Source organism: Pseudomonas sp. S10E 269 (genome assembly GCF_002798465.1).
Lineage (GTDB): Bacteria > Pseudomonadota > Gammaproteobacteria > Pseudomonadales > Pseudomonadaceae > Aquipseudomonas > Aquipseudomonas pergaminensis.
Genome location: NZ_PHIJ01000001.1, coordinates 5,274,318 through 5,298,646 on the forward strand (window position 1 = coordinate 5,274,318; position 24,329 = coordinate 5,298,646).

Genomic DNA, 24,329 nt, shown 5'->3' on the forward strand with positions numbered 1-24,329 from the left:
CCAGCTCCCACATTGATCCGGTTTCGTCAGTGACTTGTTGTGAATACCCCCGTCCAGTTTCGCGAGGTTTTGCCATGCAAACGCTAAGGCGCGTCTGGGAGCACCTGGAGGAAGGTTTTATCGCCTTCCTGCTGGCCGCCATGACCCTGGTGACATTCGTCTACGTCATGCTCAACAACATCTACACGCTGTTCTTTGCCCTGGCCGACAAGTGGGCCTTCAGCAGCAACTTCTTCAATGCCCTGGGCGATCACACCATGACCTGGGCCCAGGACATGACCTGGAGCGTGGCGCTGACCAAGGCCATGTTCGGTTGGCTGATTTTCTTCGGTATTTCCTACGGTGTGCGCACCGCCGGCCACCTTGGCGTGGACGCACTGGTCAAGCTGACCAAGCGCCCGGTGCAGCGCGTGCTCGGCATGCTCGCGTGCCTGTGCTGCCTGGCCTACGCCGGGCTGTTCATGGTCGCCAGCTACAAGTGGGTGAGTGCGGTGATGGGCGCGCATATCGGCGCCGAAGACCTCGACCAGTACGGCGTTGATGTGGGCGATATCGTGATCATCGTGCCCATCGGTTTCGCCATGGTGTTTATCCGCTACCTGGAAATTTTCTACCGCATCTTTACCCACCGTCAGGTCGGGTTGGGGCTGGCCGACGAGGCCGGTGAGGCCAGCAAGTTGGCCGGCAGCCATGAGGAGCGTCACTGATGGCCGTGCTCTGTCTGTTTTTGCTGTTATTCGTGTTTATGTTCCTGGGCGTGCCCATCGCGATTTCCCTGGGCCTGTCCGGCGCGGTGTCGATCCTGATGTTCAGCCAGGACTCGGTGAGCTCCCTGGCGATCAAGCTGTTCGAGACCTCTGACGCCTACACCTTTTTGGCGATTCCGTTTTTCCTGCTGTCCGGCGCGTTCATGACCACCGGTGGCGTGGCGCAACGCCTGATCGACTTCGCCAACGCCTGTGTCGGGCATATTCGCGGTGGCCTGGCGATTGCGGCGGTGCTGGCGTGCATGCTGTTTGCGGCATTGTCGGGGTCGTCACCGGCGACGGTGGCGGCGGTGGGCTCGATTGCCGTGGCGGGCATGGTGCGTTCCGGTTACCCGAAGGAATTCGGCGCCGGAATCATCTGTAACGCGGGTACGCTGGGCATCCTGATTCCGCCGTCGATTGTGATGGTGGTGTACTCGGCCGCGACGGAAACGTCGGTGGGCAAGCTGTTCATGGCCGGCGTGATTCCGGGCTTGCTGCTGGGGCTGATGTTGATGATCGCGATCTACATCGTCGCGCGCATCAAGAAGCTGCCGGCCCAGCCACGGGCGACCTTTCGCGAGTGGCTGACCTGCGCACGCCGCGCCTTCTGGGGCCTGTTATTGCTGGTGATCATCCTCGGCGGCATCTACAGCGGCATGTTCACCCCGACCGAAGCGGCAGCGGTGGCGGCGGTGTACTCGGCGTTTGTCGCGCTGTTCGTCTACAAGGACATGAAGCTGCGCGATTGCCCCAAGGTGCTGCTGGAGTCCGGGCGCCTGGCGATCATGCTGATGTTTATCATCGCCAACGCCATGCTCTTTGCCCATGTGCTGACCACCGAGCAAATCCCCCAGGAAATCACCGCGTGGGTGATCTCTGAAGGGCTGACGCCGATTGGTTTCCTGATCATGGTCAACGTGGTGCTGCTGGTGGCGGGGAGCTTCATGGAACCGTCCGCCATCGTGTTGATCCTGGCGCCGATCTTCTTCCCGATTGCGATGAAACTGGGCATCGACCCGATTCACCTGGGGATCGTGATGGTCGTGAACATGGAGATCGGCCTGGTGCATCCGCCAGTAGGATTGAACCTGTTCGTGACCTCGGCGGTGACCGGGTTGACGCTGGGGCAGACCATTCGGGCGGCGCTGCCGTGGCTGATGATTCTGTTGGTGTTCCTGATCATGGTCACCTACCTGCCGTTTATCTCCCTGGCGCTGCCGCACTGGCTCGGCATGTAGTTGCAACCCTGCAACACCCTGTGGGAGCCGGGCAAGCCCGGCTCCCACATTTGATCTGTGCCTGTGCTTAGTGGTCCAACGCACTCAAGATCGCATGGGCCACTTTCACTCGTTCCGCGTTCGGGTAGTTCTTGTTGGCTAGAATCACCACGCCGATATCCTTGCTTGGCACGTACGCCACGTAGGCACCAAAGCCACGGGTCGAGCCGGTTTTGTTGTACAGCACGTTTGCCGGTTGCACCTGGGCTGGACTCAGCCACTTCACCTTGTGCGGCTCCATTGCCATTGGCGTGGAGTTGCCCTCTATCAGCGCTTGCAGCTTGATCGGGTAAGGGTAGTACTCCCAGCCCAGGCCCTGGGTCATACCGTTGACCCTGTAGTAACCGGTGTGTGTGGTAGCGATGGCCTGTTGCAGCGGTTTCTCCAGGGTTTGTGGGTGCATGTTCACTATCACGTAGTGCGCCAGGTCCTGAGTACTGGTCTTGATGCCGTAGGCCTCACTGTCCAGCGCGCCAGGGCCGACGCGGACAGGTTTGTGGTCCTTGTCATAGCCTTGGGCGTAGGCGCCGGCTTTGTCGGCAGGCACGCTGACGTAGGTGTTGTTCAGGCCCAACTTGGGCAGCAGGGTTTTTTCCATGGCCTTGTGGAACGGCTGGCCCAGGCTTTGTGCGCTGAGGTAGCCGAACAGACCAATGCTCGGGTTGGAGTAAAGACGCTGCTCACCCGGAGCGTAGGTGGGTTTCCAATACTGAAAATAGCCGAGCATGGTGTTGGCACTGTCAGCGGCGTCCGGGAACTGCAATGGCAGGCCGCCGGGGGTGTAGGTGGCGAGTTGCAGCAGGCTGATGCGGTCAAAGGCGCTGCCCTTGAGTGCTGCAAGATGCTGGCTGGCCTTGTCCGAAAGCTTCAGCTTGTTATTGGCCTCGGCGTAGCCGCCCAGGGTGGCGGTAAAGGTTTTGCTGACCGAGCCGATCTCGAACAATGTGTCTTGGGTAACGGGTTGCTGGTTGTCCTTGTTGGCGATTCCGTAGTTAAAGTATTGCACCTTGCCTTTGTCTACGACGGCTACTGACAGGCCGGCGATGCCTTGCTGCTGCATCAGGTGCTCGACGCTACTGTCCACGACCTTGCGCAGGTCGGTGGCGGCCATGCAGGTTCCGGAGCCGATAAAAAGGGCTGAAAACAGGAAATTTCGTACGCTGGTGTTCATGGTGACTCGCTTCCATGTAGAGGGTGCACTGACGATTTGAGCCTGCGCAGGCGTCGCAAATCTAGTGGGATTCACCGCCCTCGACAAACGATGATATCTTGCAGCTGCCATTAGAAAATCTAGGGTTGAGCATGCTGCGTTCACATTTGCCCCTCAATGCCCTGCGCGCATTCGAGGCTTCCGCCCGCCACCTGAGCTTTACCCGGGCGGCCATCGAGTTGTGCGTGACCCAGGCGGCGGTCAGCCACCAGGTGAAAAGCCTGGAGGCGCAACTTAATCTCACATTATTCAAGCGCCTGCCACGGGGCCTTATGCTGACGCGCGAAGGGGAAACCTTATTGCCGGTGTTGCGTGAGTCCTTCGACCGCATCGCCCATACCCTCGGCCAGTTTGAGGGGGGGCACTACCGCGAGGTCCTCACCGTGGGGGCGGTCGGCACCTTCGCGGTCGGCTGGTTGCTGCCGCGCCTGACGGACTTCCAACGCCGTTATCCCTTTATCGACCTGCGCCTGTCCACCCACAACAACCGCGTCGACGTTGCCGCCGAGGGCCTGGACTATGCGATCCGCTTTGGCGCAGGTGCCTGGCACGGCACGGACGCCTGCGAACTGCTGGAGGCGCCGCTGACGGTGCTCTGCGTGCCACAACTCGCCGAGCAACTGCAGGCACCCTCCGACCTGTTGAAGCACACCTTGTTGCGCTCCTACCGCGCCGATGAGTGGAGCCTGTGGTTCCAGGCCGCCGGGTTGCCCGCCGATACCCTGGTGCCACGCAGCATCGTGTTCGATTCTTCGTTGGCGATGATGGAGGCAGCCTTGCAAGGCATGGGCGTAGCGTTGGCACCGGCGATGATGTTCTCGCGGCAACTGGAGAGCGACGTCATCCGCCAACCGTTCGATGTCGGCATTACCACCGGCAGCTACTGGCTGACCCGCCTGCAATCGCGGGCTGAGACCTCGGCGATGTTGGCATTCAAGGGCTGGTTGCGCGACACCGTCAATGCCTAGGCACCGGATAGGGCGGGTCGCAGAGGATTTTTTCATAGGTGCCCGGAAGCGGTGCAAGCAGCTCATATCGCTGTTCATCATATTGCACGCACAGCCAGAACTGACCGTAGGCGTCTAAATGGTCCACCTTCCATACCAGGTGACTCTCGACAAAAAACCGATAGAGATCTTGCTCCTTCGGGCACAACGGTATGACGGGCAAACGGGTGATTTTAATTCCGAAGTCAAGCCATGTAACAGACTCACCCAGCCTTTGGCAGGTTTCACAGGGCATTTTCAAGCGCTCCTTTTATAAAAACGTGGAGCATGAAGGCAGTGGCTGGATGAGCAAGCAGACATTTGCGAAATGCATGTACGACCGAGCCGGTTGTGATCCAGTACCCGACCGGGCCGCACTCCGCCCTAGACGAGGTATTTGCGGAACCATCCCAGCGTCCTCTCCCACGCCAGATTCGCCGCCGCTTCGTCATAACGCGGCGTCGAATCATTATGGAAGCCGTGGTTGGCGCCCTTGTAGATATACGCTTCATAGGGAGTGCCGGCTGCCTTCAACGCCTTCTCGTAAGCCGGCCAGCCTTCATTGATCCGCGTGTCCAACTCACCGTAGTGCAGCATGATCGGCGCCTTGATTCGCGCCACATCCTTGGCCTCTGGCTGGCGGCCATAGAACGACACCGCTGCGCCCAGTTCCGGGTATGCCACGGCGGCCGCATTGGTCACGCCGCCGCCGTAGCAGAAGCCGGTGATGCCGACTTTGCCGGTGCTGCTGTCGTGGTGCATCAGCCATTCGATGGCGGCGAAGAAGTCGTTCATCAGCTTGGTCGGGTCGACCTTCTGCTGCAGTTCCACGCCTTTTTCATCGTTGCCGGGGTAGCCGCCGACCGAGGTCAGGCCGTCGGGCGCCAGGGCGATGAAGCCGGCCTTGGCCAGGCGTCGGGCGACGTCTTCGATATAAGGGTTGAGGCCGCGGTTTTCGTGAACCACCACCACTGCGGGCAATTTGCCTGTGGCCTTGGCCGGGCGCACGAGGTAGCCGCGCACGGTGCCGTTGCCTGTGGGCGAGGGGTAGGTGATGTAGTCGGCGACGATGTCCGGGTCGGTGAATTTCACCTGTTCGGCCAGCGCGTAGTTGGGGCTCAGCGCCGCCAGCAGGGCGGAGGCGGTGAGGCCACCAAAGGTGAACAGCGCCGCGCGGTCGAGAAATTCGCGGCGGTTGATCTTTCCGTGGGCGTAGCCGTCATAGAGTTCCAGCAGTTCGGGGGCAAAGTCTTTCGCGGTCAGACGAGTCATCGGTGCAGTCCTCGATTAGCGGTGGCAGTCAATGTAGACCAGGATCAGCCCTCACGGCCATGGGCGGCGGCGGCCAGTTGACCGGTGTCGACACGCACGAAGATCGAATCACCCACTGCGGTGAGCACGTCACCGGCGTACACCTCGCAGATCACGCGGGTCTTGCGCCCCACATCGCCCTCGACCCGTGCGCGCAGGGTAAGGGTGACGCCCATTGGCGTCGGCTTGATGAATTTGATGCCCAGGTTGCCGGTGACGCAGTCGATGCGCGGCAGGCTGCCGGGTTCGCGCTGTTCGGCGCGGTAGTGGTAGGCCATGGCGGTCCAGTTGGAATGGCAGTCCACCAACATGGCGATCAGGCCGCCGTAGACCAGGTCGGGCCAGCCGCTGTATTGGGCTTCGGGCAGGTGCTCGGCGACGAGGTGGAGGCCGTCCGCGTCCCAGCGGCTCTTGATATGCAAGCCGTGGGGGTTGCTGCCGCCGCAGCCGTAGCAAATGCCTTCCGGCGCGGTAATATCCTGGAGTGAAGGGGCGTGCATGCAGAGTCCTTATAGGTGCGTGTGCGTCTACTCTGTTTAGCAGGACAGGCGCCGGATGGGAATAAATCCCTGGTGTCGCCCTGTGTCCTTACCTCTAGCGGAGCGCTGCATGAAACGACGAATGTCCCCGGTCGCGGTACTGGCCTTGATCCTTGCCTATGGCGCCAGCGCACAAGCGGTGGAGTACAAGGACGTCAACCGCACCGCCAGCCAGATCAGCTTTACCTACCAGCAATTGGGGCAGCGCGTATACGGCACCTTCAGCGACTTCGAGGGCACCTTGAACTTCGACACGCAGCAGCCGGAAGCCGGGCATGCGTTGCTCAAGATCCAGCTCGCCAGCATCGACGCCGGCAGCCCGGACGCCAACGACGAACTGCAGCGCGCGTCCTGGTTCGATACCGCGACCTACCCGGTGGGCGTGTACGAATCCACCGGCGTCAAGGCCCTGGGGGACAACCGCTACATGATCAGCGGCCACCTGACCATCAAGGGCACCACGCGCCCGGTGGACGTTGACGTGGTGCTCAAGGAACAGGGCGGCATTGGTGTGTTCGACGGTGAGTTCATCCTCAAGCGCGGCGATTTCAAGATTGGCGAGGGCGAGTGGGCCGGCAACAGCGTGGTGTCCAATGACATCAACATCAAGTTCAAGATGGTCGCGCCGCAGCGTTAACGGGCGAACTTCTTCGCGCCGGCCACGCAGCCGATCACCGCGACCGTCACCAGCACCATGCCCAGGCTGACCTGCTCATGCAGCAGGCCTGCCGCCAGCGCCAGGCCGAAAAACGGTTGCAGCAACTGCAACTGGCCGACGGCGGCGATGCCACCCTGGGCCAGGCCGCGGTACCAGAACACGAAGCCGATGAGCATGCTGAACAGCGACACATAGCCCAGGCTCAGCCAGGCTGGCAGGCTGATGCCGGTGAAGGTTCTCGGCGCCAGCACCAGGCTCAAGGGCAGCACCACGGGAAGCGACACCACCAGCGCCCAACAGATCACCTGCCAGCCGCCGAGGCTGCGCGACAGCTTGGCGCCTTCGGCATAACCCAGGCCGCAGGCCAATACCGCCAGCAGCATCAGCACGTCGCCGGCCGGCGCGGCGCTCAGGCCCTGGGCCAAGGCATAACCCATCACCAGCGCGCTGCCGAGCACCGAGAACAGCCAGAACACCGGGCGTGGGCGTTCGCCGCCGCGCAGCACGCCAAAGACCGCAGTGGCCAGTGGCAGCAAGCCGATAAACACGATGGAGTGGGCCGAGGTCACGTATTGCAACGCCAGGGCGGTGAGCAGCGGGAAGCCGATCACCACGCCAAGGGCGACGACCGCCACCGACATCCACTGAGCGCGTGCGGGGCGTTTCTCCTTGAACAGCCACAGCAGCACTCCCCCCAAAACGGCCGCGATGGCGGCGCGGATCATGGTCAGGAACACCGGGTCGAATTCCATCACCGCCAGGCGCGTGGCCGGCAATGAGCCGCTGAAAATCACCACGCCGATAAAGCCGTTGATCCAGCCTTGGGTGCCAGTGTCCAGGGTGTTGAGGCGAGAGGTACGTTCCATGAGGGTGTGCCCGAATAAGAGGGGGGGTTGCATGCGAGCCATCCTAGGGGGGAGCATTAAGACAATCAAAGAATTGTCATGGATACATCCCTATGCCCCGCGCCCGCTACAAATCCCTGGTCGACCGGTTCGCCGCAGACATCCGCAGCGGAAAGATGCCGCCCGGTACGCGTCTGCCGACTCACCGCCAGTTGGCTGCCGAACAGGGTCTGGCGCTGGTCACTGCCAGTCGGGTCTATACCGAGTTGGAGGCCATGGGGCTGGTCAGTGGTGAGACCGGGCGTGGCACCTTTGTGCGCGAAATCTCGCTGCCACCGGGGCAGGGCAGTGGGCAGATGACGGTGGCGGCGGGGATGCTCGACCTCAACTTCAATTACCCCTCGTTGCCGGGCCAGGCAGACCTGTTGCGCACGGCGTTGCGCCAGTTAGCGTTATCCGGCGACCTCGAAGCCCTGCTGCGTTACCAGCCCCATGCCGGGCGCCAGCATGAGCGTGCTGCATTCGCACGGCATTTGCTCAGCCGAGGATTGAGCGTGGAGGCCGACCAGGTGCTGCTGGTCAGCGGCGCCCAACACGGCTTGGCGGTCACGCTGATGGCGTTGCTCAAGCCCGGGGATGTGATCGCGGTGGATGCGCTGACCTACTCGGGCTTCAAGGTACTGGCCGAAACCCTGCACCTGGAAATTGTCGCGATCCCGGTGACGCCGACCGGCCCGGACCTGGAAGCCTTGCAAAACCTTTGTCGCAAGCGCCCGGTGCGCGCCGTATACAGCATGCCGACCCTGCACAATCCCCTCGGTTGGGTGATGGATCTGACCCAACGCGAACGGCTGGTGTCCATCGCCCGTCAGCACAATCTGGTAATCATTGAAGACGCGGCTTACGCGTTCCTCGTTGAAGACCCACCGCCCCCGGTGGCGACGCTGGCGCCGGAGCGCACGGTGTATGTGGGTGGGCTGTCAAAAAGCGTGGCGACGGGCCTACGCGTGGGGTTTGTCGCGGCGCCGATGGAATCGGTAAAGACGCTGGAGCGGACCATCATGGCCACCACCTGGAATGTACCCGGCGTGATGAGCGCCATGGCGGTGGCATGGCTGGAGGATGGCACCGTGGCACAGCTTGAGGCGCAAAAGCGCGAGGACGCCCAGGCACGCCAGGCTTTGGCCGCTCAGGTGTTCAAAGGGCTGACCACCATCAGCCATCCCTCGTCGTATTTTCTATGGCTGCCGTTGGCGGAAGACGCCCGGGCCGATCAGGTCGCCATGACCTTGCAGCGCGACAATATTTCAGTGTCCACCGCCGAGCCGTTTGCCGTCTCGGGACATGTCCCGCATGCGTTGCGGTTGGCCTTGGGGTCGGTGCCGATGTCGGCACTGCGCGAAGCGTTGCTCAAGGTGCGCAAGGTGGTGGCGTGGTGAGCCGGTTTCAGCGGCTCACCGCTGGGCATCAGTACTTGTAAGCCTGACGCCCGATCAGCAGCCATTTGCCTTTCTGCTTCTGCCACACCTGGAAGTTGTCGATATCCGTCGGCACTTCGACACCGCTGTTCACCGCCAGGGCGTGGAAGTGGTTGCGCACCAGGGCGGTGTCGCCTTGCAGGGTGATGGTCTGGTTTTGCATTTCCAGGGTCTTGAACGCGCTGGTGTGGGTTTCCAGGTCAGCGATGAATTGATCTTTGTTCTGCACCTTGCCGCTGGAGTGGCCGTAGGTGAGCTTGTCGGCGGTCAGCGCGTGAAGCTGCTTGAGGTCCAGGTGAAGCATGGCTTGGGTCAGTTGGTCGACCGCTTGGGCCACATCCTTTTCGGCAGGGGCAGGCGCGGCTGCGACATAACCGGTGAACAGGCACAGAAAACCGATCAGCACTTTGACGTTTTGCATGGGTGTTTCCTTATTGTTGTTGGGGGCTGGCACGACAGCTTAAGTCGTCGTACAACCATGCAATATTTCGAGTAGGGAAGGAAAGTGAAATTTCGAAATATGTTGAAAAGATTAGGCTTTAAGGCGTTATAAAACACACGGAAACTTATACGATGTCTCAACACGTCGATCTAATCATGCCTCGCTTCCTGTGCAAGTAGCACATCGCTATGCTACTGCCGAAACCTGACACTGCCCGAGAGAGAAAATGGATTTTGACTGGCACAGCGACACGCTCACCCGCGCCACTCCGGTAACCCCACACTACAAAAACACTCAAAACGTCCGCCGCTTCATGCGTGAACACTGCGGCCCAGGGTTCAAATTCGACCGGCCGTTCATGGCCTGGATCCGCAACGAGGTGCCCAAGACTCTGGGCGACGTGGTGGACGAGTGGCAACGCCGAAACGAGGATTCACGCCCATGACACCCGACGAAAAATACCAGGCTGCCCAGCAACGTCTCGGCTATCAGCTGGATGAATTCAAAGTCGGTGGCAACTACACGCCACTGGTCCGGGACGCCAACCACCTGTACATCAGTGGCCAGATTCCCCGGGTCGGCGATGCCATCGTGCTGCCGGGCAAGGTCGGAGACACCTTGACCTTGGCCCAGGCGCAAATCGCCGCCGGTATCAGTGCATTGCGCTGCCTGGGTTTGCTCAAGCAGGCCTTGGGTTCGCTGGACCAGGTCAAGGCAATCCTGCGCATCACCGTGTATGTGCGCAGTGCCGAGGATTTTGACCAGCAGAGTGAAGTGGCCAACGGCGCGTCGGACTTGCTGCACGAAATTCTCGGCGCTGCCGGAGTGCATACGCGCACCTCGATTGGCGTGATGCAGTTGCCGAAATCGGCGGCGGTGGAGATCGATATGATTGCGGTGGCGCACGGTTGAGCCATCGATGATTACTCAAGGCATGGCGGTACTGAGTTTCGCGGGTTCTTGCAGGGCTATCTGGAGCAACATGTCACGCCGTTGCGTGCGGCACTGGGCAGTGGCGTGGCCTTCGCGGCCTGCCATGGGTTCCTGGCCTTGAGTGTGACTCAGCTGGGCTGGCCAGTGTTGCTGTTTACCTTGATCGAAGGGTTGGCGTGCGCGCTGGTGCGCATGCGCTACGGGGTGTTGGCGGCGACATTGACCCATGGCGCGGCAATCCTGTTGATTACCGTGCCCCACATCGCCTGATCTGAAACACAGGCGAAAATGTGGGAGCGGGCTTGCTCGCGAAAGCGGTGGATCAGTCAGCCTATTTGTGGCTGAAGGACCGTATTCGCGAGCAAGCCCGCTCCCACATGTTTGACCGCGTTTAGTCAGCTGTCAGCGGGGGTGTACGCGGTGGAACCAGGCGTTTGCTGCCGGTGGCTTCATAGGCAGAAGCAAAGCGCAGCAATGCCGAATCGTCATACGCCCGTCCGGCAAACGTCAGCCCCACCGGCATGCCGATGTCGGCCATCACGCCCATCGGCACGGTGACGGTCGGTACGCCCAGGTGGCGGATGGCGAGGTTGCCGTTGGCGACCCACACGCCGTTGCTCCAGGCGATGTCAGCCGACGCTTCATTCACGTCAGCATCCGCCGGGCCTACGTCAGCCACGGTCGGGAACAGCACGGCGTCGAGACCGAGCGTGTCCATCCAGTCTTCCAGGTCGATGCGGCGGGTCTGTTCCAAACCGCGCAGGCCATCGGGGACCGTGCTGATCTCGTTCCACGGGGTAATGCCGCGTTCGGCCATGCGCACGTATTCGTCCATGCCCGCGGCCAGGTCGTCCTCACGGTTGGGCAGGGTGCCGGGATCGTGGGGGAAGATTTTCGGGCCGTCCACATCCGCCAGGCGGTTGAGGGCTGGGTCATTGTTGGCACGCAGGAAGTCATCGAAGGCCCAGGCCGACAGTTCCCACAGTTCATCGTGGAGGAACTCCTTGGAGACCAGTCCACGGGTAAACACGGTGGGCGCGCCAGGGCGGTCGCCTTCGCAGTTGGACACCAGTGGGAAGTCCACGTCGATGACTTCGGCACCGGCCGCAACCAGCGCCTGGCGTGCGTCTTCCCACAGGTCGATCACGCTGGCGCGGGTGTTGATCTTCTGCCCGGTCGGGCCGCCAATGCCCGGCTTTTCGCTGGTGCCGGCGTCAGGATCGGCGTTGATGTACATGCGCGGCACGCCAAAGCGTTTGCCGGCGAGGGATTCGGAACTCACGGCCAGTTCAGCGTAGGACGCCGGGCGAACCGAGGCGACGCTCGGGATCGGCACCCAGGGCTGCAGGCGCCACAGGTCGCCACGGGTGTCCGGGTCTTCGGCCACCACCACGTCGAGGATTTCCAGCAGGTCGGCCATGGTGCGCGCGTAAGGCACCACCACGTCCATGGTCGGCGTTAGCGGCCAGTTGCCGCGCACCGAAATTACCCCGCGAGACGGAGTGTAGGCGCACAGGCCATTGTTGGACGCCGGGCCACGGCCGCTCGACCAGGTTTCTTCGGCCAGGCCAAACGCTGCAAAGCTCGCCGCCGTCGCGGTGCCGGCACCGTTCGACGAGCCGGAGGCAAACGGCGCGGTCAGGTAATCGGCGTTATACGGGCTTTCCGCGCGGCCATACACACCACGCTGCATGCCGCCATTGGCCATCGGCGGCATATTGGTCTTGCCCAGGCAGATGGCGCCACCGGCGCGCAGGCGCTCGATGGTGAACGCATCGCGTTGGGCGACCAGGTTGGCAAACGCCGGGCTGCCGGAGGCGGCGGTCAGGCCCTTGACCAGGTAGCTGTCTTTGGCGGTGTAGGGAATGCCATCCAAGGGCCCCAGGGTTTCGCCTTTGGCCCGGCGCGCATCGGACGCCTCGGCTTCTTTCAGGGCTTCGGGGTTGCGCACTACCACGGCGTTCAAGGCGGTGGCGGTCTGCGGGCCGTCATAGGCCTCGATCCGCGCCAGGTAGGCCTGGACCAGTTCAACCGCAGTGGTCTGGCCGGATTCAAGCGCAGCGCGCAATTGGGCAATGGAGACTTCGGTAACTTGCATCACGTTTTTTTCGCCGCCTTCAAGTGGGGGGTATGGCGGCAGTCTACGTACAGATATTTCACAAAACCAGCGCCGCATACTCCGTATAGGCGCCACGCATCACTTGCCAGGTGGCCTCGTCGGCGGGAATCAGATGCTCGATCCGCAGGGAGGTGAGGGTGATGTCCTGGGGCATGCCGAAGGTGGTGAAGGTGGACAGAAAACTCAGCTCGCCATGGCTTGAGCGAATGCGCGTCAGCACCAGCGGCGGCAACTGTTCAGGCGGTTCGGTGCTGGCCGGTGTGGGCAAGCTCGCCAGCAGCGTGGCCAAGCCGGGATTGCCCAGCGCCTCACGGGCGGCGCGCTGCCAGGCCAGGGTGCGGATCTCATCGGCATTGATCAAGTGATCGCCCAGGCCGCCGGGCTGCAGCAGCGTGGTCAGCAGGTTCACGCCGTCGGCGGCATCCGGCGCTATGCCCACCAGTGCGAACAGCACGCCGGTGCTGGCATTCGCCGCTAGCACTTCCCATTGGCTGCCCAACAGGATCGCCGGGGCTGGATTGTTGGCGTGCAATACATGGCTGACCGCTTCGCGGATCGCGGCCATGGCGGGGGAGGCGAGCGGCGTGGCGCTGTAGCGCGGCGCGTATCCAGCGGCGAGGAACACCTCGTTGCAGCGATCCAGCGGTGCTTCGAGCGCTGTCAGCAGGTTATGCAAGGTCCCTGGGCTCGGCTTGGCCCGGCTGGTTTCGATGCAACTGAGGTGACGCTGGGAAACGCCAGTGATCAAGGCCAGGTCGAGCTGGCTCAGCTTGGCGTGCCTGCGCAGTTGGCGCAGGTGTTCGCCGGCGGTAGCAGGGGTGTCCATGGCGGGATCATGACCTCCGAGGTCATTGCGAGGGCCCGAACCCTATCACTAACGTGGGCCTTTATCACCTCAAGGACGCGACCATGAAAAGACCCTATGTTGCCCTGGCTGGTTTGCTCGGGTTTTCGCTGTACACCCTGGCGACGATGCTCACGGCTGAGCAGTCGCTGCTGGCCTTTGGACAGGAACTGCTGTCACGGCCGGACACCGCGCAAGTGGTGATCGACCTGTACCTGATGGCAGTGCTGGCGTGCGTGTGGATGTACCGGGACACGCAGCGTCGCGGTCGGTCGGTGGCGTCAGTGGTGCCGTATTTTTTGCTCACGGCGGTGTTTGTGTCGGTGGGGCCGTTGCTTTATCTGGTGGTGCGAGGTGGCGCAGATGAGTGAGCTTCTGCAGGTCTACGCACTGTGCGTGCTGTTGCTGTGCCTGAAGATGTTTGCGATTTCCTGTTATCAGGGAGGCTTTCGGCTACGGGCGCGGGCGTTTAGCAACCGGGAGGATGCGGCGTTCTTCAACTGCGCGGCGCAGGCAGAGGAACTGCCGCAGGTGGTGAGGGTCCCGCGTTGCAAATGTGGGAGCTGGCTTGCCTGCGAAGGCGGCCTGACAGCCGACCTGGATGTTGGATCTGATCGGGTACATATCCGTTATTTAGGTAAAGGCTTCTATTGGTTCCGCCCTTACGGCGGCTCACTTTGGAAAAGCCCCAAAGTAAGCAAAGGGCTCTTGCCCCAACACTCGGCACCTCGCCTAGGCTCGGTGTGCCCGTAATCCGACAGGTATTTGGGGGGCCGCCGCCACGCGCCATCCATGGCGCGGGGCGGCTAAACCGGCATCCCTGCCGGTTTACCCCCCAAATCCCTGTCGAATTCCGGCCAGCGTGTTTGATGGGGCGCCTAAGATCAAAAGCGAGATCAAAAGCCAGATCAAGATCAAGATCAAGAGCGGCTCGCTTCGCATCGTGGGTACGGGGTGGGTACGCGGTTTTGTAGGCGCTGGCTTGCTGGCGATGGCGTCGACTCGGTCTGCCTGATGGACCGTCGCCAGGAACTATTTGGCGAGCTGTGCGTTGGAGTCGGTGAGGACTGGGCGTGCGTGGCGGTCAGTTACGACCTTTAACCGTAGGAGCTTGAACCCGTGCGGTCGACAAGGCGGATGCTATCCCGCCCACCTCGCTTGGACTCATACAGCGTGGTATCGCCTTGCTCAATCAACGCCGCCAGGCTTGGCGGCGGTTGATCGAACAGGTTGGCGCCGATGCTCAGGGTCACCGGCGCCGGCGTGTTGAAGGTTTGCGAGGCCAGTTGGTGAAACTGGTCGCGCAGGCTGCTGCCCAGTTCGACGATCTGTTCGGTGGAGGCCGGGTTGAGCAGGATCACGAATTCATCCCCGCCCAGGCGTGCCGCCAGCGCGCCGTGGGGCACCACGCCGCGGATCATCTCGCTCAAGGCGATCAGCAAACGGTCGCCGGCGGTATGGCCGTGGAGGTCGTTGACCGATTTGAAGTTGTCGATGTCGATCAGCAGCAGCGCACCCGGTTGCGCCGGCGACACTTGGGCCAGCAAGCGCGGTGCGCGCAGGTCGAGGGCGCGGCGGTTGTACAGCGCGGTCAGTGGGTCGCGGGCGGCAAGGCGGGCGATCTGTTGTTCGCGGCGGTAGCGTTCGGAGCCGGTCATCGACAATGCAATCAGCATGATCGCCATGGCGCCTTCCACCAGGGAGACCTGAATGATCTCGCCCTTGAAGGCGGCGAGGTCGATCAAGGTGCCGGGGACCAGCACCGACAGTGCCTTGGCCACATAGAACGCCCCGTGGATCAGCAGTACATAGCGCAACTGCACCGCGCCGATGCTCAAGGATTTGCCGTGGGGCCGTAGCAGGAAGCTGGCGCGCAAGGTCGGCAATGCCACCAGCAGCGATTGCACGCCCAGCATGGCTTTGGACCACGGCAGATCGGCTGGCAGCGCCAACATGCCCAGCCAGACCACCAACATCAGCAGCCACAGCGGCGACAGGCGCACCTGGGTGAACCGCGCCACGCCGAGCAAAAACAGAAAGTGCGCGGTCACCAGCAAGCCATTGGCGAACCAGATGCCAATCATCAAGAAGCCATTGAGGCGCAGCAGCGCGAGGGTGGAGCCGACGGTGATGGTGGCGAAGCCGGCGCTCCAGTACAGCAGCGAAGGTTCGCGCACACTGCGCCATTCAACGGCCAGATACAGGGCGGCAGCGGCTGCCAGGGCAACGGTGAGTGCCAAAATCGTAGGAGGGTCGAGCGTCATTTCTTGCCGGGTCTGCCTGGTGTGCGTTTAGAACCGGGATTGTAAGCGCACACGCAGGTTTTTCAGAGCTTTCATCGTGATGGCACACGGCCAGGCGATGATCGGCAGGTCAGGCGCCCTTGGTCGTGGGCAGCAAGACCGTGAGGATGCCCACCAGCGGCAGGAACGAACACAGCTTGTAGACGTACTCGATACCGTGGGTATCGGCGAGCAAACCGAGCAAGGCTGCGCCAATCCCGCTGAACCCGAACATCAGGCCGAAGAAGATCCCGGCGATCATGCCCACGTTACCCGGCACCAGTTCCTGGGCATACACCACGATGGCCGAGAAGGCCGACGCGATGATAAAGCCGATCACCACGCTCAAAACCGCCGTCCAGAACAGGTCGACGTAGGGCAGGGCCAGGGTGAACGGCGCGGCGCCAAGGATGGAGAACCAGATGACTTTCTTACGGCCGATCTTGTCGCCGATCGGGCCGCCGGCGAAGGTGCCGACGGCCACGGCGCCGAGGAACAGGAACAGGTACATCTGGGAGCTTGCGACCGACAGCTGGAATTTTTCGATCAGGTAGAACGTGAAGTAGCTGGTCAGGCTGGTCATGTACCAGTATTTGGAGAACACCAGTACGGCCAGCACCACCAGGGCGAAGGTCACGCGGCCCTTGGACAAGCCGTGGGTCGCTTTGCCGCCTTGCTTGAGCTTGAACAGGTTGAGGTGGTTGCGGTACCAGCGGCTCAAACCGTAGAGCACCAAGATGGCGAACACTGCAAACAACCCGAACCAGGCGATATTGCCCTGGCCGTAAGGAATGATGATCGCGGCCGCCAGCAACGGGCCGAAAGCACTGCCGGTGTTGCCACCGACCTGGAACGTCGACTGCGCCAGGCCGTAGCGACCGCCGGACGCCAGGCGCGCAACGCGGGAGGTTTCCGGGTGGAAGGTCGACGAGCCGACGCCCACCAGGCCTGCTGCGAGCAGAATCGCCGGGAACGTGCCGACAAACGCCAGCATCAGAATGCCGATCAAGGTGCAGACCATGCCCGCCGGCAGCAGCCAGGGTTTCGGGTGGCGATCGGTGTGGTAGCCGATCCACGGCTGCAGCAGGGATGCGGTCAGCTGGAACGTCAGGGTGATCAGGCCTACCTGGGTAAACGACAGGCCGTAGTTGGCCTTGAGCATTGGGTAGATCGACGGCAGCACAGCCTGGATCAGGTCATTGATCAAATGCGCCAGGGCGCAGGCGCCGAGAACACGCATGACCAAAGGGCTGGCTTGGGGTGTGGTGGTTGCAGCGGCGGGTGACGCGGTGAGGGTCGACATGCAGGCATTCCATACAAGGCAGCTAATCAGAGGCGGCAACTTCTTAAGGTCGCCATCCATTACAAAATGATTCGGCGTTCATGCTAGATTCGTCAGGAATGCCTGTCTCGCGTAATTCGGGCGACAACCATCGCAAAAAGGGCGAAATGATTAAACCACTCAATGAATTCTTGCAGGAAATCAACGAAGGCGCTTGGGCGGTCATCAGTTCTGCCACCGACTACCCGGAAAACTGGGTGATCCCCGAACACAGCCACGAGAAACACCAACTGCTCTACGCCATCGAAGGCGTGATGGTGGTGTACTCGGCGTTGAACCAATGGACAGTGCCACCCAATCGCGGAATCTGGATGCCCGCCGGCCAAGTGCATTCCCTGCGCTGTGTGGGCACGCTGAAAATGCGCAGCGTATTCGTGCGCCCGGATCGCTTCCCGAACATGCCCGGCGAGCCGAAGACGGTCAGCATCTCACCTTTGTTGAGCGAGCTGATCAAGGCGTCGGTCAGCCTCAAGCCACCGTATGCCGAGGACTCGCGGGATGCGCGGATCATGCACCTGATCCTCGACGAACTCGCCATCCTGCCGGCCTTGCCACTGTCCTTGCCCCAGCCCGCCGACCCGCGCCTGCAGCGCATTTGCCTCGCGTTGCAGGAAGAGCCCGGCGACGCCTCCACTGTCGCCCACTGGAGTGAGCGCCTGAACCTGGATCAGAAAACCATCCAGCGCCTGTTCCGCAAGGAAACCGGCATGACCTTCGGCCAGTGGCGCCAGCAGGCGCGGCTGCTGCTGGCATTGGAGAGGATTGCGGTGGGCGAGAAGGTGATCGATATCGCCCTGGAACTGGGCTATGAAAGCCCCAGTGCGTTTACCAGCATGTTCAAGAAACAGTTTGGCAAGACGCCGAGTCATTTCTTCAGGTAGAGCCGGTCAGCCGCGCGTTATGACTGCACCAGGCCGGCGTGCACGTCCAACAGGCTGTTGAACGCCTCGAGATCCAGCGGGTGGCTGAGAAAGTAGCCCTGGCCTTCCTCACAGTCCACCGCCTTGAGCATTGCCAGGTGTTCAGCCGTCTCAATGCCCTCGGCCGTGACGGTCAACGACAACGCGCGCCCCAGGCCGACGATGGCCTGGATGATGGCCTTGTCGTCTTCACTTTGCTCAAGCCGGCTCAGGAACGTGCGATCAATCTTGAGGCCGTCGAACGGGAATTCGCGCAGATAGCTCAGGGAGGAATAGCCGGTGCCGAAGTCATCCATGGCGATGCGAATGCCCAGGTGCTTCAGGGTGTGCATGATTGCCAGTGCGCCGACGGCATCTTCGAGCATCACGCTTTCGGTGATTTCCAGTTCCACCCGCGTGGGGTGGATGCCGGCGCTGTCCAGGGCTCGCCGTATGCGCTCCACCAGGTCGCCGCGCTTGAATTCCGTGGGTGAGAGGTTTACCGACACAAACAAGTGATCCGGCCAGGCGGCGGCACAGGCACAGGCGGTTTTCAGTACCCAGTCGCTCAGCGAGAGTATCAACCCCGACTCCTCGGCAATCGCGATGAAGGTGTCCGGTGCAATCAGGCCTCGGTCCGGATGCTGCCAGCGAACCAGTGCTTCGGCACCCACCATCTGCCCATCGGCGATGCGGTAGCGCGGTTGGAAGTGCAGGCGCAGCTCCCCGTGCTTGATCGCATAGCGCAGGTCACTTTCCAGACGGCGACGCTCAATGATGCGGGCATTCATTTCCCCTGAATAAAAACGCCAGGTATTGCGACCGGCAGATTTGGCCTCGTACAGCGCAATATCGGCATAACGCAGCAACTCGGTGACCTCGCTGGCGTCGTTGGGCGCCAGGGCAATACCGATGCTGGCGCTGATGAACACTTCCTGTTCGTCGATGCGGATGGCCTGTTCGATCGAATCGATCAACCGCCTGCACAGCGCCTCGACTTCCCCCTGGGTGCCTGCCTCGGTGAGAATCAACACAAACTCGTCACCGCCCACTCGAGCGACCAGATCCCCATGGCGCACACAGGCCGCCAGGCGGCCTGAGACGGCGTTGAGCACGCGGTCGCCAGCGGCGTGCCCGAGGAGGTCATTGACCGGCTTGAAGCGGTCCAGGTCCAGGCTGAGCATGACTAACGGTCGCCCCGACGTGGCCAGCGCCTTCAACTTGCCGTCGAGGAACGCTTGCAGGCGCGTGCGATTGGGCAACCCGGTGAGGGCGTCGTGTTGGGACAGGAACTCGATGCGCCGCCGGGCTTCGACCTCTTCGGTCACGTCGGTTGCCGTGCCTCGGAACCCGCCGCAGGGCATCTGCCGCGCAGACAGGCGCGTGGTGCGTTCCTGTCTGTCGGCATCGCGATAGCGGCATTGCACGCTGATATCGGGACGTCGGCCTGGCATGCTCAGCCATTGAGACAGCAGGCCGCCGTCGGTCTCCAGCAGGTCGTTCATCGTGGCGCCGATCCAGGTTTGCCGGGCCAGTCCGGTGACGTTTTCGAAGCGCTCCGACAGGTAAGTAAAACGCCAACCGGCATCGATTTCCCACACCCAGTCGGAGCTGGCCTCCACCACATCGCGAAAGCGTGCTTCGCTGGTGGCCAGGGCATTCTGGCTGTTTTGCAGCGACGAGTGGCTGGCATCAAGGGCCAGCGCGGCGGCGGTGGTGCGCCGCGAAATGACCCAGCTCATCACGCACACCAGCAGCGCAGCCAGGCCCAGCAGCGGCAGGCCTACGCCCATCAGGCGCAAGCCGGGACGAGCCGGCTCCCAGTGGAGGCTGCCGGCCGAGCCGTTGTCGCCGAGGGGGAAGAGCAAGGTCTTGCCGATTTCATCGGCGGTGGCGACGTGCAGTTTGTCCACGCCGAATTCATCGCCGATCACCGCCAGTTTGGCGCTGTCGAGAATATCGATAAAGATCAGCACCGACGCTGTCCGGCCGTCGGGCAACACCGTGGGGTCGGTACCGGGGGTGATGGCGGCGGCAGCTACCAGTGCAGGGCTGCCGTGCACGTTGATAAAGGCCGTGGCGGGTGTCTCATTGTCTGCGCCCGCGCGAGCCTGCTCAAGAATCTCGGTGATGGGCCCACCGAGCCACTGGTTGAGTTCGACGGTCTGTAACTGGCCGTCAACGACGGCATACACCGTGCGGTCGGCGTCGTCGACCACGAACAGGCCTTGAAAGCCGAAATCATCGAACAGAGTGGCGCCGATGTTGCCACGGACAAAGGCCCAATCAGCGTCTACCGTCATATGCAAATGCTTGTAGGCGTCACTCCAGAAGGCGTAGTCCTTGACCGTCACCCGCAGGGACTTTTCCAGCGACTGCACGGCTTTGCGGGTATAGAACGCGCTTTCAACCTGCTCGGAGCGGTCCAGTTCATGGGCCAGATAGACCAACGAGTAGGCCGCGGCGGCAAACACCACAGCCAGCAAGGCCATGAACCTGAAGAGTGAGGTGCGCGCCAGCGACAGACTGGTGCGATCGGAAAGCGAGCGGACGATAGGGGCGAGAGCGTTCGGCATAGTTTCCCGCAGGGAGTCGCTGCTGGTCAGGGGTGTCCCTTGTTATCGGCAGCTCTGGCAAAACAATTAGACCGCCGGGGAGGGTGGCTGCTGGCGCGCGTTGCCAACCACGTCAATAGGGTCGCGACGCTCAGCACCGCAGCACTCAACTCGAATGTCGCCTGATACCCGCTCAGGTCGAACATCAGGCCGCCCACGATAGCGCCGGAAGCGATCGCCAGTTGGATGATCGCCACCATCAAGCCACCCCCTGTCTCGGCGTCGTCGGGCAGGGTTTTTGACAGCCAGGTCCACCAACCCACGGGGGCGGCGGTGGCGACCAGGCCCCAGAGCCCCAGTAATAGCGTGGTTATCACTGTGGAACTGCCAAACACGACCAGCGCCAGCGCAATCCCGGCCATCACCAGCGGAATAATGCCCAGCGTCAGAAACAGGCTTTTTTTCAGGAAGCGCTCAATCACCAACGTCCCCGCAAAACCAGCCAATCCCAGCACCAGCAAGATCAACGGCAGTCCGGACGCACTTACCTGGGTGACGGCCTCCAGAAACGGCCGCAGGTAGGTGAACAACATAAACTGGCCCATGAAAAACACACTCACCGCCAGCATGCCCAAGGCCACCGGCGTGCGTTTCATCAAGTGCAGCAGGCTGGTGTTTTTGGCCACGCCTTGAGCCTTGATTGAAGGCAGGCTGATCATCAACCAGGCCGCTGCCAACGTCGCGACGGGGACGACGCAAAAGAACGCCCCGCGCCAGCCGATCAAGCCGCCGACAAAACTGCCCAATGGCGCGGCGATCACCGTCGCCAAAGCGTTGCCACCATTGACGATCGCCAGCGCACGCGGCACCTGGGGCTCAGGCACCAGGCGCATGGCCGTGGCGGCCGACAATGACCAAAAGCCGCCGATGGCCACGCCGATTAACGCACGGCCAAGCATGAACACCGGGTAATTCGGTGCCAGCGCCACCACGGTGCCAGAAACGATCATCAGCACGGTCAGGGCCAGCAAGAGGCGCTTGCGCTCGACCCGCGCCGCTACGCCTGCGATGAGCAGGCTGGTAAGCAACGCAAACAGACCAGACACCGAAATGCCCTGGCCGGCTTGTCCTTCGGTAATCTGCAAGTCGGCCGCCAGGGGCGTGAGCAGGCTTACGGGCATGAACTCGGACGCCACCAGGGCAAAGGCGGCCAGGGACATCGCGAGCACAGCGCCCCAGTTCTTCGGGGTGTCGGAGATCACTTCAAGTTGCTCCTGAAAAAGCTGGTCAGCTTGTCGAACGGGATCAGGCCGACTCGGTCGTACAGGTCCACATGGCCGGCATCCGGGATGATCACCAGTTCCTTGGGCTCGGCAGCACGCTGGTAGGCGTCCTCGCTGAACTCAAGTGAATGGGCATTGGCACCGGCAATCAACAGCAGTGGTCGTGGGGAAAGCGTCTCGATGTCGTTGAACGGGTAGAAATTTATGAACTTAACGTTGCTGGTCATCGTCGGCCGCGTGGTGTTTTGCGGCGAGGCACCCGCCGGGGTGAACGCACCACGCGGCGTGCGATAGAAGTCGTAGAACTCATCGCCCACTGCATCGCCGGTCAGGGTCTGAGGCGTGCCGCCGGTGTAGACGGTGTTGCCACCCTGGAACTCCACATAACGCTGGTTGGCGGCTTGCAGCAGTACTTGCTGGCGCTGCGCCAAGGTCACGCCGCGTTTAAGGCCGTTACGGTTGGCTGCGCCCATGTCGTACATACTCACCGTAGCGATGGCTTTGAGGCGCGGGTCGATCTTTGCCGCTGCGATGGCAAAGCTGCCGCTGCCGCAGATGCCAATCACGCCGATGCGCTCGCGGTCGACCATCGGGCGGGTGCCGAGGTAATCCACGGCGGCGCTGAACGCTTCACTGTAAAGATCGGGCAACACGGCATTGCGCGGCTCGCCAGCGCTTGCGCCCCAGAACGACAAGTCCAGGGAAAGAGTGACAAAGCCCTGCTCGGCCATTTTGGTGGCGTACAGATTCGCGCTCTGTTCTTTGACGGCGCCCATCGGGTGGCCCACGATGATTGCCGCATTTTTTGAAGAGGGGGCAAGGTGCTTGGGCACAAACAAGTTGCCTGCGACCGTCATGCCAAATTGATTGTTGAAGGTGACTTTTTCGACGGTCACCCGCTCGCTTTGGTAGAAGTTGTTAGCACCATTGGACATATCGGCTCCCAGTGTCGACATTGAGGTCACCAGCAAACTCAGGGTGAGCAAGAGGCTTTTCATCGGGGGTTCCTCGAGAAGGTTGGTCCGCGCATTTTCCCGAGTGAGAGCAGGGTTCTGTAGTGCGTTTGACTGGGATACTTGCCTGATCCTCTGAGTCTTGTAGTTTGCCGGGGACGGCCATGGGCGCGACGGGGTAAAGTCCGAAGAAGAGAGGAAAGAGCCTGTAATGACCACTCATCAAACATCCTTGAATGCGCTGATCCAGGCCATCGGCTCGCGCGTGCACGCGCCCGGTGACTACCCCATGCCGATTCCGGGCCTGGGTTTTTATCACCGTGATCAGCCTGCAACACCCGTCGTGTGCATGGTGGAACCGTGCATCGTGCTGGTCGCCCAGGGTGAAAAGCAGTTGTGGGTCGGTGGCGAGGGCTACCCGTATGACACGTCACGCTTCCTGGTGACCTCCCTGGACATTCCCGCCAACTCCGAAGTGCTGGCGGCCAGCCCAGAGCAACCGTGCCTGGGGCTCACTTTCAAGCTGGACTTGCGCATATTGGCCGAGCTGATCGCCCAGAGTGAGCTACCGCCAACGCGGGAGCGGGCAGTGTTGAAGGGCGTGGGTATCGGCACGGTGACCGAGGGCATGCTGGCATCGTTTGCGCGCCTGGTGGCGCTGCTCGACGAGCCTGAAGCCATCCCGGTGCTAGCGCCTCTGATTCAGCGCGAAATCCATTACCGGCTACTGAAAAGCGACCAGGCGAACCGATTGCGCCAGATCTGCTCCGTCGACGGCCAGGGGTATCGGATTGCCAAGGCCATCGATTGGCTGAAGCTCAACTACACCACGGCATTGCGCGTGGAGGAGTTGGCCGCGCGCGTGCAAATGAGCGCAGCGACGTTTCACCACCACTTTCGCCAACTGACGGCGATGAGCCCGTTGCAGTATCAGAAGTGGCTGCGCCTTAACGAGGCGCGGCGCTTGATGTTGAACGAGCATCAGGACGTGTCCAGCGCGGCTTTCAAGGTGGGCTATGAAAGCCCCTCTCAGTTCAGTCGCGAATACGGCCGGTTGTTTGGGGTGCCACCCAAACGTGATATCACGGCGCTGCGTGGCAGGACCGAGGTCAATGATCGGACGTCAAATTAGCAAAGAATATGCACCCAATCAGCCGCGCAAACAGGCTCAGGGTTTCCGGCAGGTTGGGGTCCTCGAATAGCATCGCCCGAGAGTCCAGCGCACACAGAGCGCCAAACAGCCGACCGTCGGGCAAGAAGATCGGCGCGCCGGCATAGCTCTCAATGGCGAATTGCTTGACCACCGGGCGGGCGGCGAAGCGGCCGTTCTGGCTGATCTGCGGGATGAACAGGGTTTGCGGGTTGATGCAGAATTCGCTGCACAAGGTGGTTTCCAGATCGAGCACATCGTCGACATGGAGGCCCATGTCCACGGTGTCGTGCACCGAGCAGACTACCCATTCCAGGTCGGTGAATTTGGCGATGCCGGCAAAGCGCATCCCCGTCAGGCGGGTGACCAGTTGCAGGATGCTGGTGGTAGCTTCTATTTCGGCGATGGCAGCGCGTTCATCGGCGCTGAGCAAGGACTGTGAGGCGGTGACGCTTGGAACCATGAGGACACTCC

The 24,329-nt window shown here is 61.8% G+C and carries 25 protein-coding genes and 1 pseudogene; 12 read left to right on the forward strand and 14 right to left on the reverse strand.

Annotation, left to right across the window (positions count from 1 at the left end):
* The first annotated feature begins 74 nt into the window (after positions 1-74).
* Both CWC48_RS24510 and dctM read left to right on the forward strand, forming a co-directional pair.
* On the forward strand, positions 75-707 hold the full coding sequence (locus CWC48_RS24510) for a TRAP transporter small permease (RefSeq protein ID WP_078048719.1): 633 nt from the start codon (positions 75-77) through the stop codon (positions 705-707).
* The gene (dctM, locus tag CWC48_RS24515; RefSeq protein ID WP_058424079.1) at positions 707-1,987 is read left to right on the forward strand and encodes a C4-dicarboxylate TRAP transporter large permease protein DctM; all 1,281 of its coding nucleotides are present in this window, start codon (positions 707-709) and stop codon (positions 1,985-1,987) included. The genes CWC48_RS24510 and dctM overlap by 1 nt, the downstream gene beginning before the upstream one ends.
* Positions 1,988-2,054: 67 nt before the next feature.
* On the opposite strand, the gene ampC is transcribed toward dctM, so the two are convergent.
* Positions 2,055-3,197, reverse strand: a complete 1,143-nt coding sequence (gene ampC / locus CWC48_RS24520; protein ID WP_100490529.1) for a class C beta-lactamase — start codon at positions 3,195-3,197, stop codon at positions 2,055-2,057.
* Between the two features lie 131 nt (positions 3,198-3,328).
* On the opposite strand from ampC, the gene CWC48_RS24525 reads away from it, so the two are divergent.
* Positions 3,329-4,204: a LysR family transcriptional regulator gene (locus CWC48_RS24525; RefSeq protein ID WP_100492453.1), complete on the forward strand. Its 876-nt coding sequence runs from the start codon at positions 3,329-3,331 to the stop codon at positions 4,202-4,204.
* Here the strand turns inward: CWC48_RS24525 and CWC48_RS24530 are convergent.
* From CWC48_RS24530 to CWC48_RS24540, 3 genes are all read right to left on the reverse strand, one after another.
* Positions 4,194-4,478 carry a hypothetical protein gene (locus CWC48_RS24530; protein ID WP_100490530.1) on the reverse strand — a complete coding sequence of 95 codons (285 nt, stop codon included), beginning with the start codon at positions 4,476-4,478 and terminating at the stop codon, positions 4,194-4,196. The genes CWC48_RS24525 and CWC48_RS24530 overlap by 11 nt on opposite strands.
* A gap of 128 nt (positions 4,479-4,606) precedes the next feature.
* Positions 4,607-5,494: a YghX family hydrolase gene (gene yghX / locus CWC48_RS24535; RefSeq protein WP_078048715.1), complete on the reverse strand. Its 888-nt coding sequence runs from the start codon at positions 5,492-5,494 to the stop codon at positions 4,607-4,609.
* 44 nt (positions 5,495-5,538) lie between these two features.
* On the reverse strand, positions 5,539-6,033 hold the full coding sequence (locus tag CWC48_RS24540) for a PaaI family thioesterase (protein ID WP_100490531.1): 495 nt from the start codon (positions 6,031-6,033) through the stop codon (positions 5,539-5,541).
* A 109-nt stretch (positions 6,034-6,142) separates the two neighbouring features.
* On the opposite strand from CWC48_RS24540, the gene CWC48_RS24545 reads away from it, so the two are divergent.
* The gene (locus CWC48_RS24545; protein WP_223204456.1) at positions 6,143-6,709 is read left to right on the forward strand and encodes a YceI family protein; all 567 of its coding nucleotides are present in this window, start codon (positions 6,143-6,145) and stop codon (positions 6,707-6,709) included.
* On the opposite strand, the gene CWC48_RS24550 is transcribed toward CWC48_RS24545, so the two are convergent.
* The gene (locus CWC48_RS24550) at positions 6,706-7,596 is read right to left on the reverse strand and encodes a DMT family transporter (protein WP_100492454.1); all 891 of its coding nucleotides are present in this window, start codon (positions 7,594-7,596) and stop codon (positions 6,706-6,708) included. The two genes, CWC48_RS24545 and CWC48_RS24550, sit on opposite strands and share 4 nt — an antisense overlap.
* Positions 7,597-7,688: 92 nt before the next feature.
* Here CWC48_RS24550 and CWC48_RS24555 point away from each other — a divergent pair, with 92 nt between their 5' ends.
* Positions 7,689-9,014, forward strand: a complete 1,326-nt coding sequence (locus CWC48_RS24555) for a PLP-dependent aminotransferase family protein (RefSeq protein WP_100490532.1) — start codon at positions 7,689-7,691, stop codon at positions 9,012-9,014.
* A 28-nt stretch (positions 9,015-9,042) separates the two neighbouring features.
* Here CWC48_RS24555 and CWC48_RS24560 read toward each other — a convergent pair whose 3' ends face one another.
* Positions 9,043-9,474, reverse strand: coding sequence for a nuclear transport factor 2 family protein (locus tag CWC48_RS24560; protein ID WP_016979456.1), 432 nt, complete (start codon positions 9,472-9,474; stop codon positions 9,043-9,045).
* Positions 9,475-9,721: 247 nt separating this feature from the next.
* On the opposite strand from CWC48_RS24560, the gene CWC48_RS24565 reads away from it, so the two are divergent.
* The 3 genes and pseudogenes from CWC48_RS24565 to CWC48_RS24575 all read left to right on the forward strand — a co-directional run.
* The gene (locus CWC48_RS24565; protein WP_078048701.1) at positions 9,722-9,940 is read left to right on the forward strand and encodes a DUF6434 domain-containing protein; all 219 of its coding nucleotides are present in this window, start codon (positions 9,722-9,724) and stop codon (positions 9,938-9,940) included.
* Complete coding sequence (locus CWC48_RS24570; RefSeq protein ID WP_078048700.1) at positions 9,937-10,407, forward strand: RidA family protein; 471 nt, start codon at positions 9,937-9,939, stop codon at positions 10,405-10,407. The genes CWC48_RS24565 and CWC48_RS24570 overlap by 4 nt, the downstream gene beginning before the upstream one ends.
* A 36-nt stretch (positions 10,408-10,443) precedes the next feature.
* Positions 10,444-10,698: pseudogene (locus tag CWC48_RS24575) on the forward strand (type II CAAX prenyl endopeptidase Rce1 family protein); the annotation flags it as partial.
* Between the two features lie 121 nt (positions 10,699-10,819).
* Here CWC48_RS24575 and CWC48_RS24580 read toward each other — a convergent pair.
* Both CWC48_RS24580 and CWC48_RS24585 read right to left on the reverse strand, forming a co-directional pair.
* The gene (locus CWC48_RS24580) at positions 10,820-12,529 is read right to left on the reverse strand and encodes an amidase (protein WP_100490533.1); all 1,710 of its coding nucleotides are present in this window, start codon (positions 12,527-12,529) and stop codon (positions 10,820-10,822) included.
* 55 nt (positions 12,530-12,584) lie between these two features.
* On the reverse strand, positions 12,585-13,373 hold the full coding sequence (locus CWC48_RS24585) for a helix-turn-helix domain-containing protein (RefSeq protein ID WP_100490534.1): 789 nt from the start codon (positions 13,371-13,373) through the stop codon (positions 12,585-12,587).
* 83 nt (positions 13,374-13,456) lie between these two features.
* Here CWC48_RS24585 and CWC48_RS24590 point away from each other — a divergent pair, with 83 nt between their 5' ends.
* Positions 13,457-13,762 carry a DUF2834 domain-containing protein gene (locus tag CWC48_RS24590; RefSeq protein ID WP_100490535.1) on the forward strand — a complete coding sequence of 102 codons (306 nt, stop codon included), beginning with the start codon at positions 13,457-13,459 and terminating at the stop codon, positions 13,760-13,762.
* Positions 13,755-14,144: a hypothetical protein gene (locus CWC48_RS30610; RefSeq protein ID WP_256581758.1), complete on the forward strand. Its 390-nt coding sequence runs from the start codon at positions 13,755-13,757 to the stop codon at positions 14,142-14,144. The genes CWC48_RS24590 and CWC48_RS30610 overlap by 8 nt, the downstream gene beginning before the upstream one ends.
* A 344-nt stretch (positions 14,145-14,488) precedes the next feature.
* On the opposite strand, the gene CWC48_RS24600 is transcribed toward CWC48_RS30610, so the two are convergent.
* Both CWC48_RS24600 and CWC48_RS24605 read right to left on the reverse strand, forming a co-directional pair.
* Positions 14,489-15,655 (reverse strand): GGDEF domain-containing protein, encoded by a 1,167-nt coding sequence (locus CWC48_RS24600; protein WP_078048691.1) that lies wholly within the window; start codon positions 15,653-15,655, stop codon positions 14,489-14,491.
* A gap of 109 nt (positions 15,656-15,764) precedes the next feature.
* The gene (locus tag CWC48_RS24605; protein ID WP_078048690.1) at positions 15,765-16,976 is read right to left on the reverse strand and encodes an MFS transporter; all 1,212 of its coding nucleotides are present in this window, start codon (positions 16,974-16,976) and stop codon (positions 15,765-15,767) included.
* 98 nt (positions 16,977-17,074) lie between these two features.
* Between CWC48_RS24605 and CWC48_RS24610 the strand changes: the two genes are divergently transcribed.
* Positions 17,075-17,896, forward strand: coding sequence for a helix-turn-helix domain-containing protein (locus CWC48_RS24610; protein WP_099492246.1), 822 nt, complete (start codon positions 17,075-17,077; stop codon positions 17,894-17,896).
* A gap of 17 nt (positions 17,897-17,913) precedes the next feature.
* Here the strand turns inward: CWC48_RS24610 and CWC48_RS24615 are convergent, their stop codons facing one another.
* From CWC48_RS24615 to CWC48_RS24625, 3 genes are read right to left on the reverse strand one after another with little or no spacing between them, the layout of a single operon-like run.
* The gene (locus tag CWC48_RS24615) at positions 17,914-20,490 is read right to left on the reverse strand and encodes an EAL domain-containing protein (protein ID WP_100490536.1); all 2,577 of its coding nucleotides are present in this window, start codon (positions 20,488-20,490) and stop codon (positions 17,914-17,916) included.
* A 26-nt stretch (positions 20,491-20,516) separates the two neighbouring features.
* Complete coding sequence (locus CWC48_RS24620; RefSeq protein WP_100492455.1) at positions 20,517-21,689, reverse strand: MFS transporter; 1,173 nt, start codon at positions 21,687-21,689, stop codon at positions 20,517-20,519.
* A gap of 38 nt (positions 21,690-21,727) precedes the next feature.
* Positions 21,728-22,750 carry an alpha/beta hydrolase gene (locus CWC48_RS24625; RefSeq protein WP_100490537.1) on the reverse strand — a complete coding sequence of 341 codons (1,023 nt, stop codon included), beginning with the start codon at positions 22,748-22,750 and terminating at the stop codon, positions 21,728-21,730.
* A gap of 166 nt (positions 22,751-22,916) precedes the next feature.
* Here CWC48_RS24625 and CWC48_RS24630 point away from each other — a divergent pair, with 166 nt between their 5' ends.
* Positions 22,917-23,837: an AraC family transcriptional regulator gene (locus CWC48_RS24630; RefSeq protein ID WP_078048685.1), complete on the forward strand. Its 921-nt coding sequence runs from the start codon at positions 22,917-22,919 to the stop codon at positions 23,835-23,837.
* Here CWC48_RS24630 and CWC48_RS24635 read toward each other — a convergent pair.
* On the reverse strand, positions 23,815-24,318 hold the full coding sequence (locus CWC48_RS24635) for a GAF domain-containing protein (RefSeq protein WP_078048684.1): 504 nt from the start codon (positions 24,316-24,318) through the stop codon (positions 23,815-23,817). The two genes, CWC48_RS24630 and CWC48_RS24635, sit on opposite strands and share 23 nt — an antisense overlap.
* Positions 24,319-24,329: the final 11 nt, after the last annotated feature.

Bases quoted from the DNA above. Each gene is read 5' to 3' on its own strand.
- CWC48_RS24610 (WP_099492246.1), top strand. From the start codon at position 17,075: ATGCCTGTCTCGCGTAATTCGGGCGACAACCATCGCAAAAAGGGCGAA.
- CWC48_RS24570 (WP_078048700.1), top strand. From the start codon at position 9,937: ATGACACCCGACGAAAAATACCAGGCTGCCCAGCAACGTCTCGGCTAT.
- CWC48_RS24605 (WP_078048690.1), bottom strand. From the start codon at position 16,976: ATGTCGACCCTCACCGCGTCACCCGCCGCTGCAACCACCACACCCCAA.
- CWC48_RS24565 (WP_078048701.1), top strand. From the start codon at position 9,722: ATGGATTTTGACTGGCACAGCGACACGCTCACCCGCGCCACTCCGGTA.
- CWC48_RS24625 (WP_100490537.1), bottom strand. From the start codon at position 22,750: ATGAAAAGCCTCTTGCTCACCCTGAGTTTGCTGGTGACCTCAATGTCG.
- CWC48_RS24615 (WP_100490536.1), bottom strand. From the start codon at position 20,490: ATGCCGAACGCTCTCGCCCCTATCGTCCGCTCGCTTTCCGATCGCACC.
- CWC48_RS24630 (WP_078048685.1), top strand. From the start codon at position 22,917: ATGACCACTCATCAAACATCCTTGAATGCGCTGATCCAGGCCATCGGC.
- CWC48_RS24590 (WP_100490535.1), top strand. From the start codon at position 13,457: ATGAAAAGACCCTATGTTGCCCTGGCTGGTTTGCTCGGGTTTTCGCTG.
- ampC (WP_100490529.1), bottom strand. From the start codon at position 3,197: ATGAACACCAGCGTACGAAATTTCCTGTTTTCAGCCCTTTTTATCGGC.
- CWC48_RS24545 (WP_223204456.1), top strand. From the start codon at position 6,143: ATGAAACGACGAATGTCCCCGGTCGCGGTACTGGCCTTGATCCTTGCC.
- CWC48_RS24555 (WP_100490532.1), top strand. From the start codon at position 7,689: ATGCCCCGCGCCCGCTACAAATCCCTGGTCGACCGGTTCGCCGCAGAC.
- CWC48_RS24550 (WP_100492454.1), bottom strand. From the start codon at position 7,596: ATGGAACGTACCTCTCGCCTCAACACCCTGGACACTGGCACCCAAGGC.
- CWC48_RS24530 (WP_100490530.1), bottom strand. From the start codon at position 4,478: ATGCCCTGTGAAACCTGCCAAAGGCTGGGTGAGTCTGTTACATGGCTT.
- CWC48_RS24560 (WP_016979456.1), bottom strand. From the start codon at position 9,474: ATGCAAAACGTCAAAGTGCTGATCGGTTTTCTGTGCCTGTTCACCGGT.
- CWC48_RS30610 (WP_256581758.1), top strand. From the start codon at position 13,755: ATGAGTGAGCTTCTGCAGGTCTACGCACTGTGCGTGCTGTTGCTGTGC.
- dctM (WP_058424079.1), top strand. From the start codon at position 707: ATGGCCGTGCTCTGTCTGTTTTTGCTGTTATTCGTGTTTATGTTCCTG.
- CWC48_RS24635 (WP_078048684.1), bottom strand. From the start codon at position 24,318: ATGGTTCCAAGCGTCACCGCCTCACAGTCCTTGCTCAGCGCCGATGAA.
- CWC48_RS24525 (WP_100492453.1), top strand. From the start codon at position 3,329: ATGCTGCGTTCACATTTGCCCCTCAATGCCCTGCGCGCATTCGAGGCT.
- yghX (WP_078048715.1), bottom strand. From the start codon at position 5,494: ATGACTCGTCTGACCGCGAAAGACTTTGCCCCCGAACTGCTGGAACTC.
- CWC48_RS24600 (WP_078048691.1), bottom strand. From the start codon at position 15,655: ATGACGCTCGACCCTCCTACGATTTTGGCACTCACCGTTGCCCTGGCA.
- CWC48_RS24540 (WP_100490531.1), bottom strand. From the start codon at position 6,033: ATGCACGCCCCTTCACTCCAGGATATTACCGCGCCGGAAGGCATTTGC.
- CWC48_RS24585 (WP_100490534.1), bottom strand. From the start codon at position 13,373: ATGGACACCCCTGCTACCGCCGGCGAACACCTGCGCCAACTGCGCAGG.
- CWC48_RS24620 (WP_100492455.1), bottom strand. From the start codon at position 21,689: ATGTCCCTGGCCGCCTTTGCCCTGGTGGCGTCCGAGTTCATGCCCGTA.
- CWC48_RS24510 (WP_078048719.1), top strand. From the start codon at position 75: ATGCAAACGCTAAGGCGCGTCTGGGAGCACCTGGAGGAAGGTTTTATC.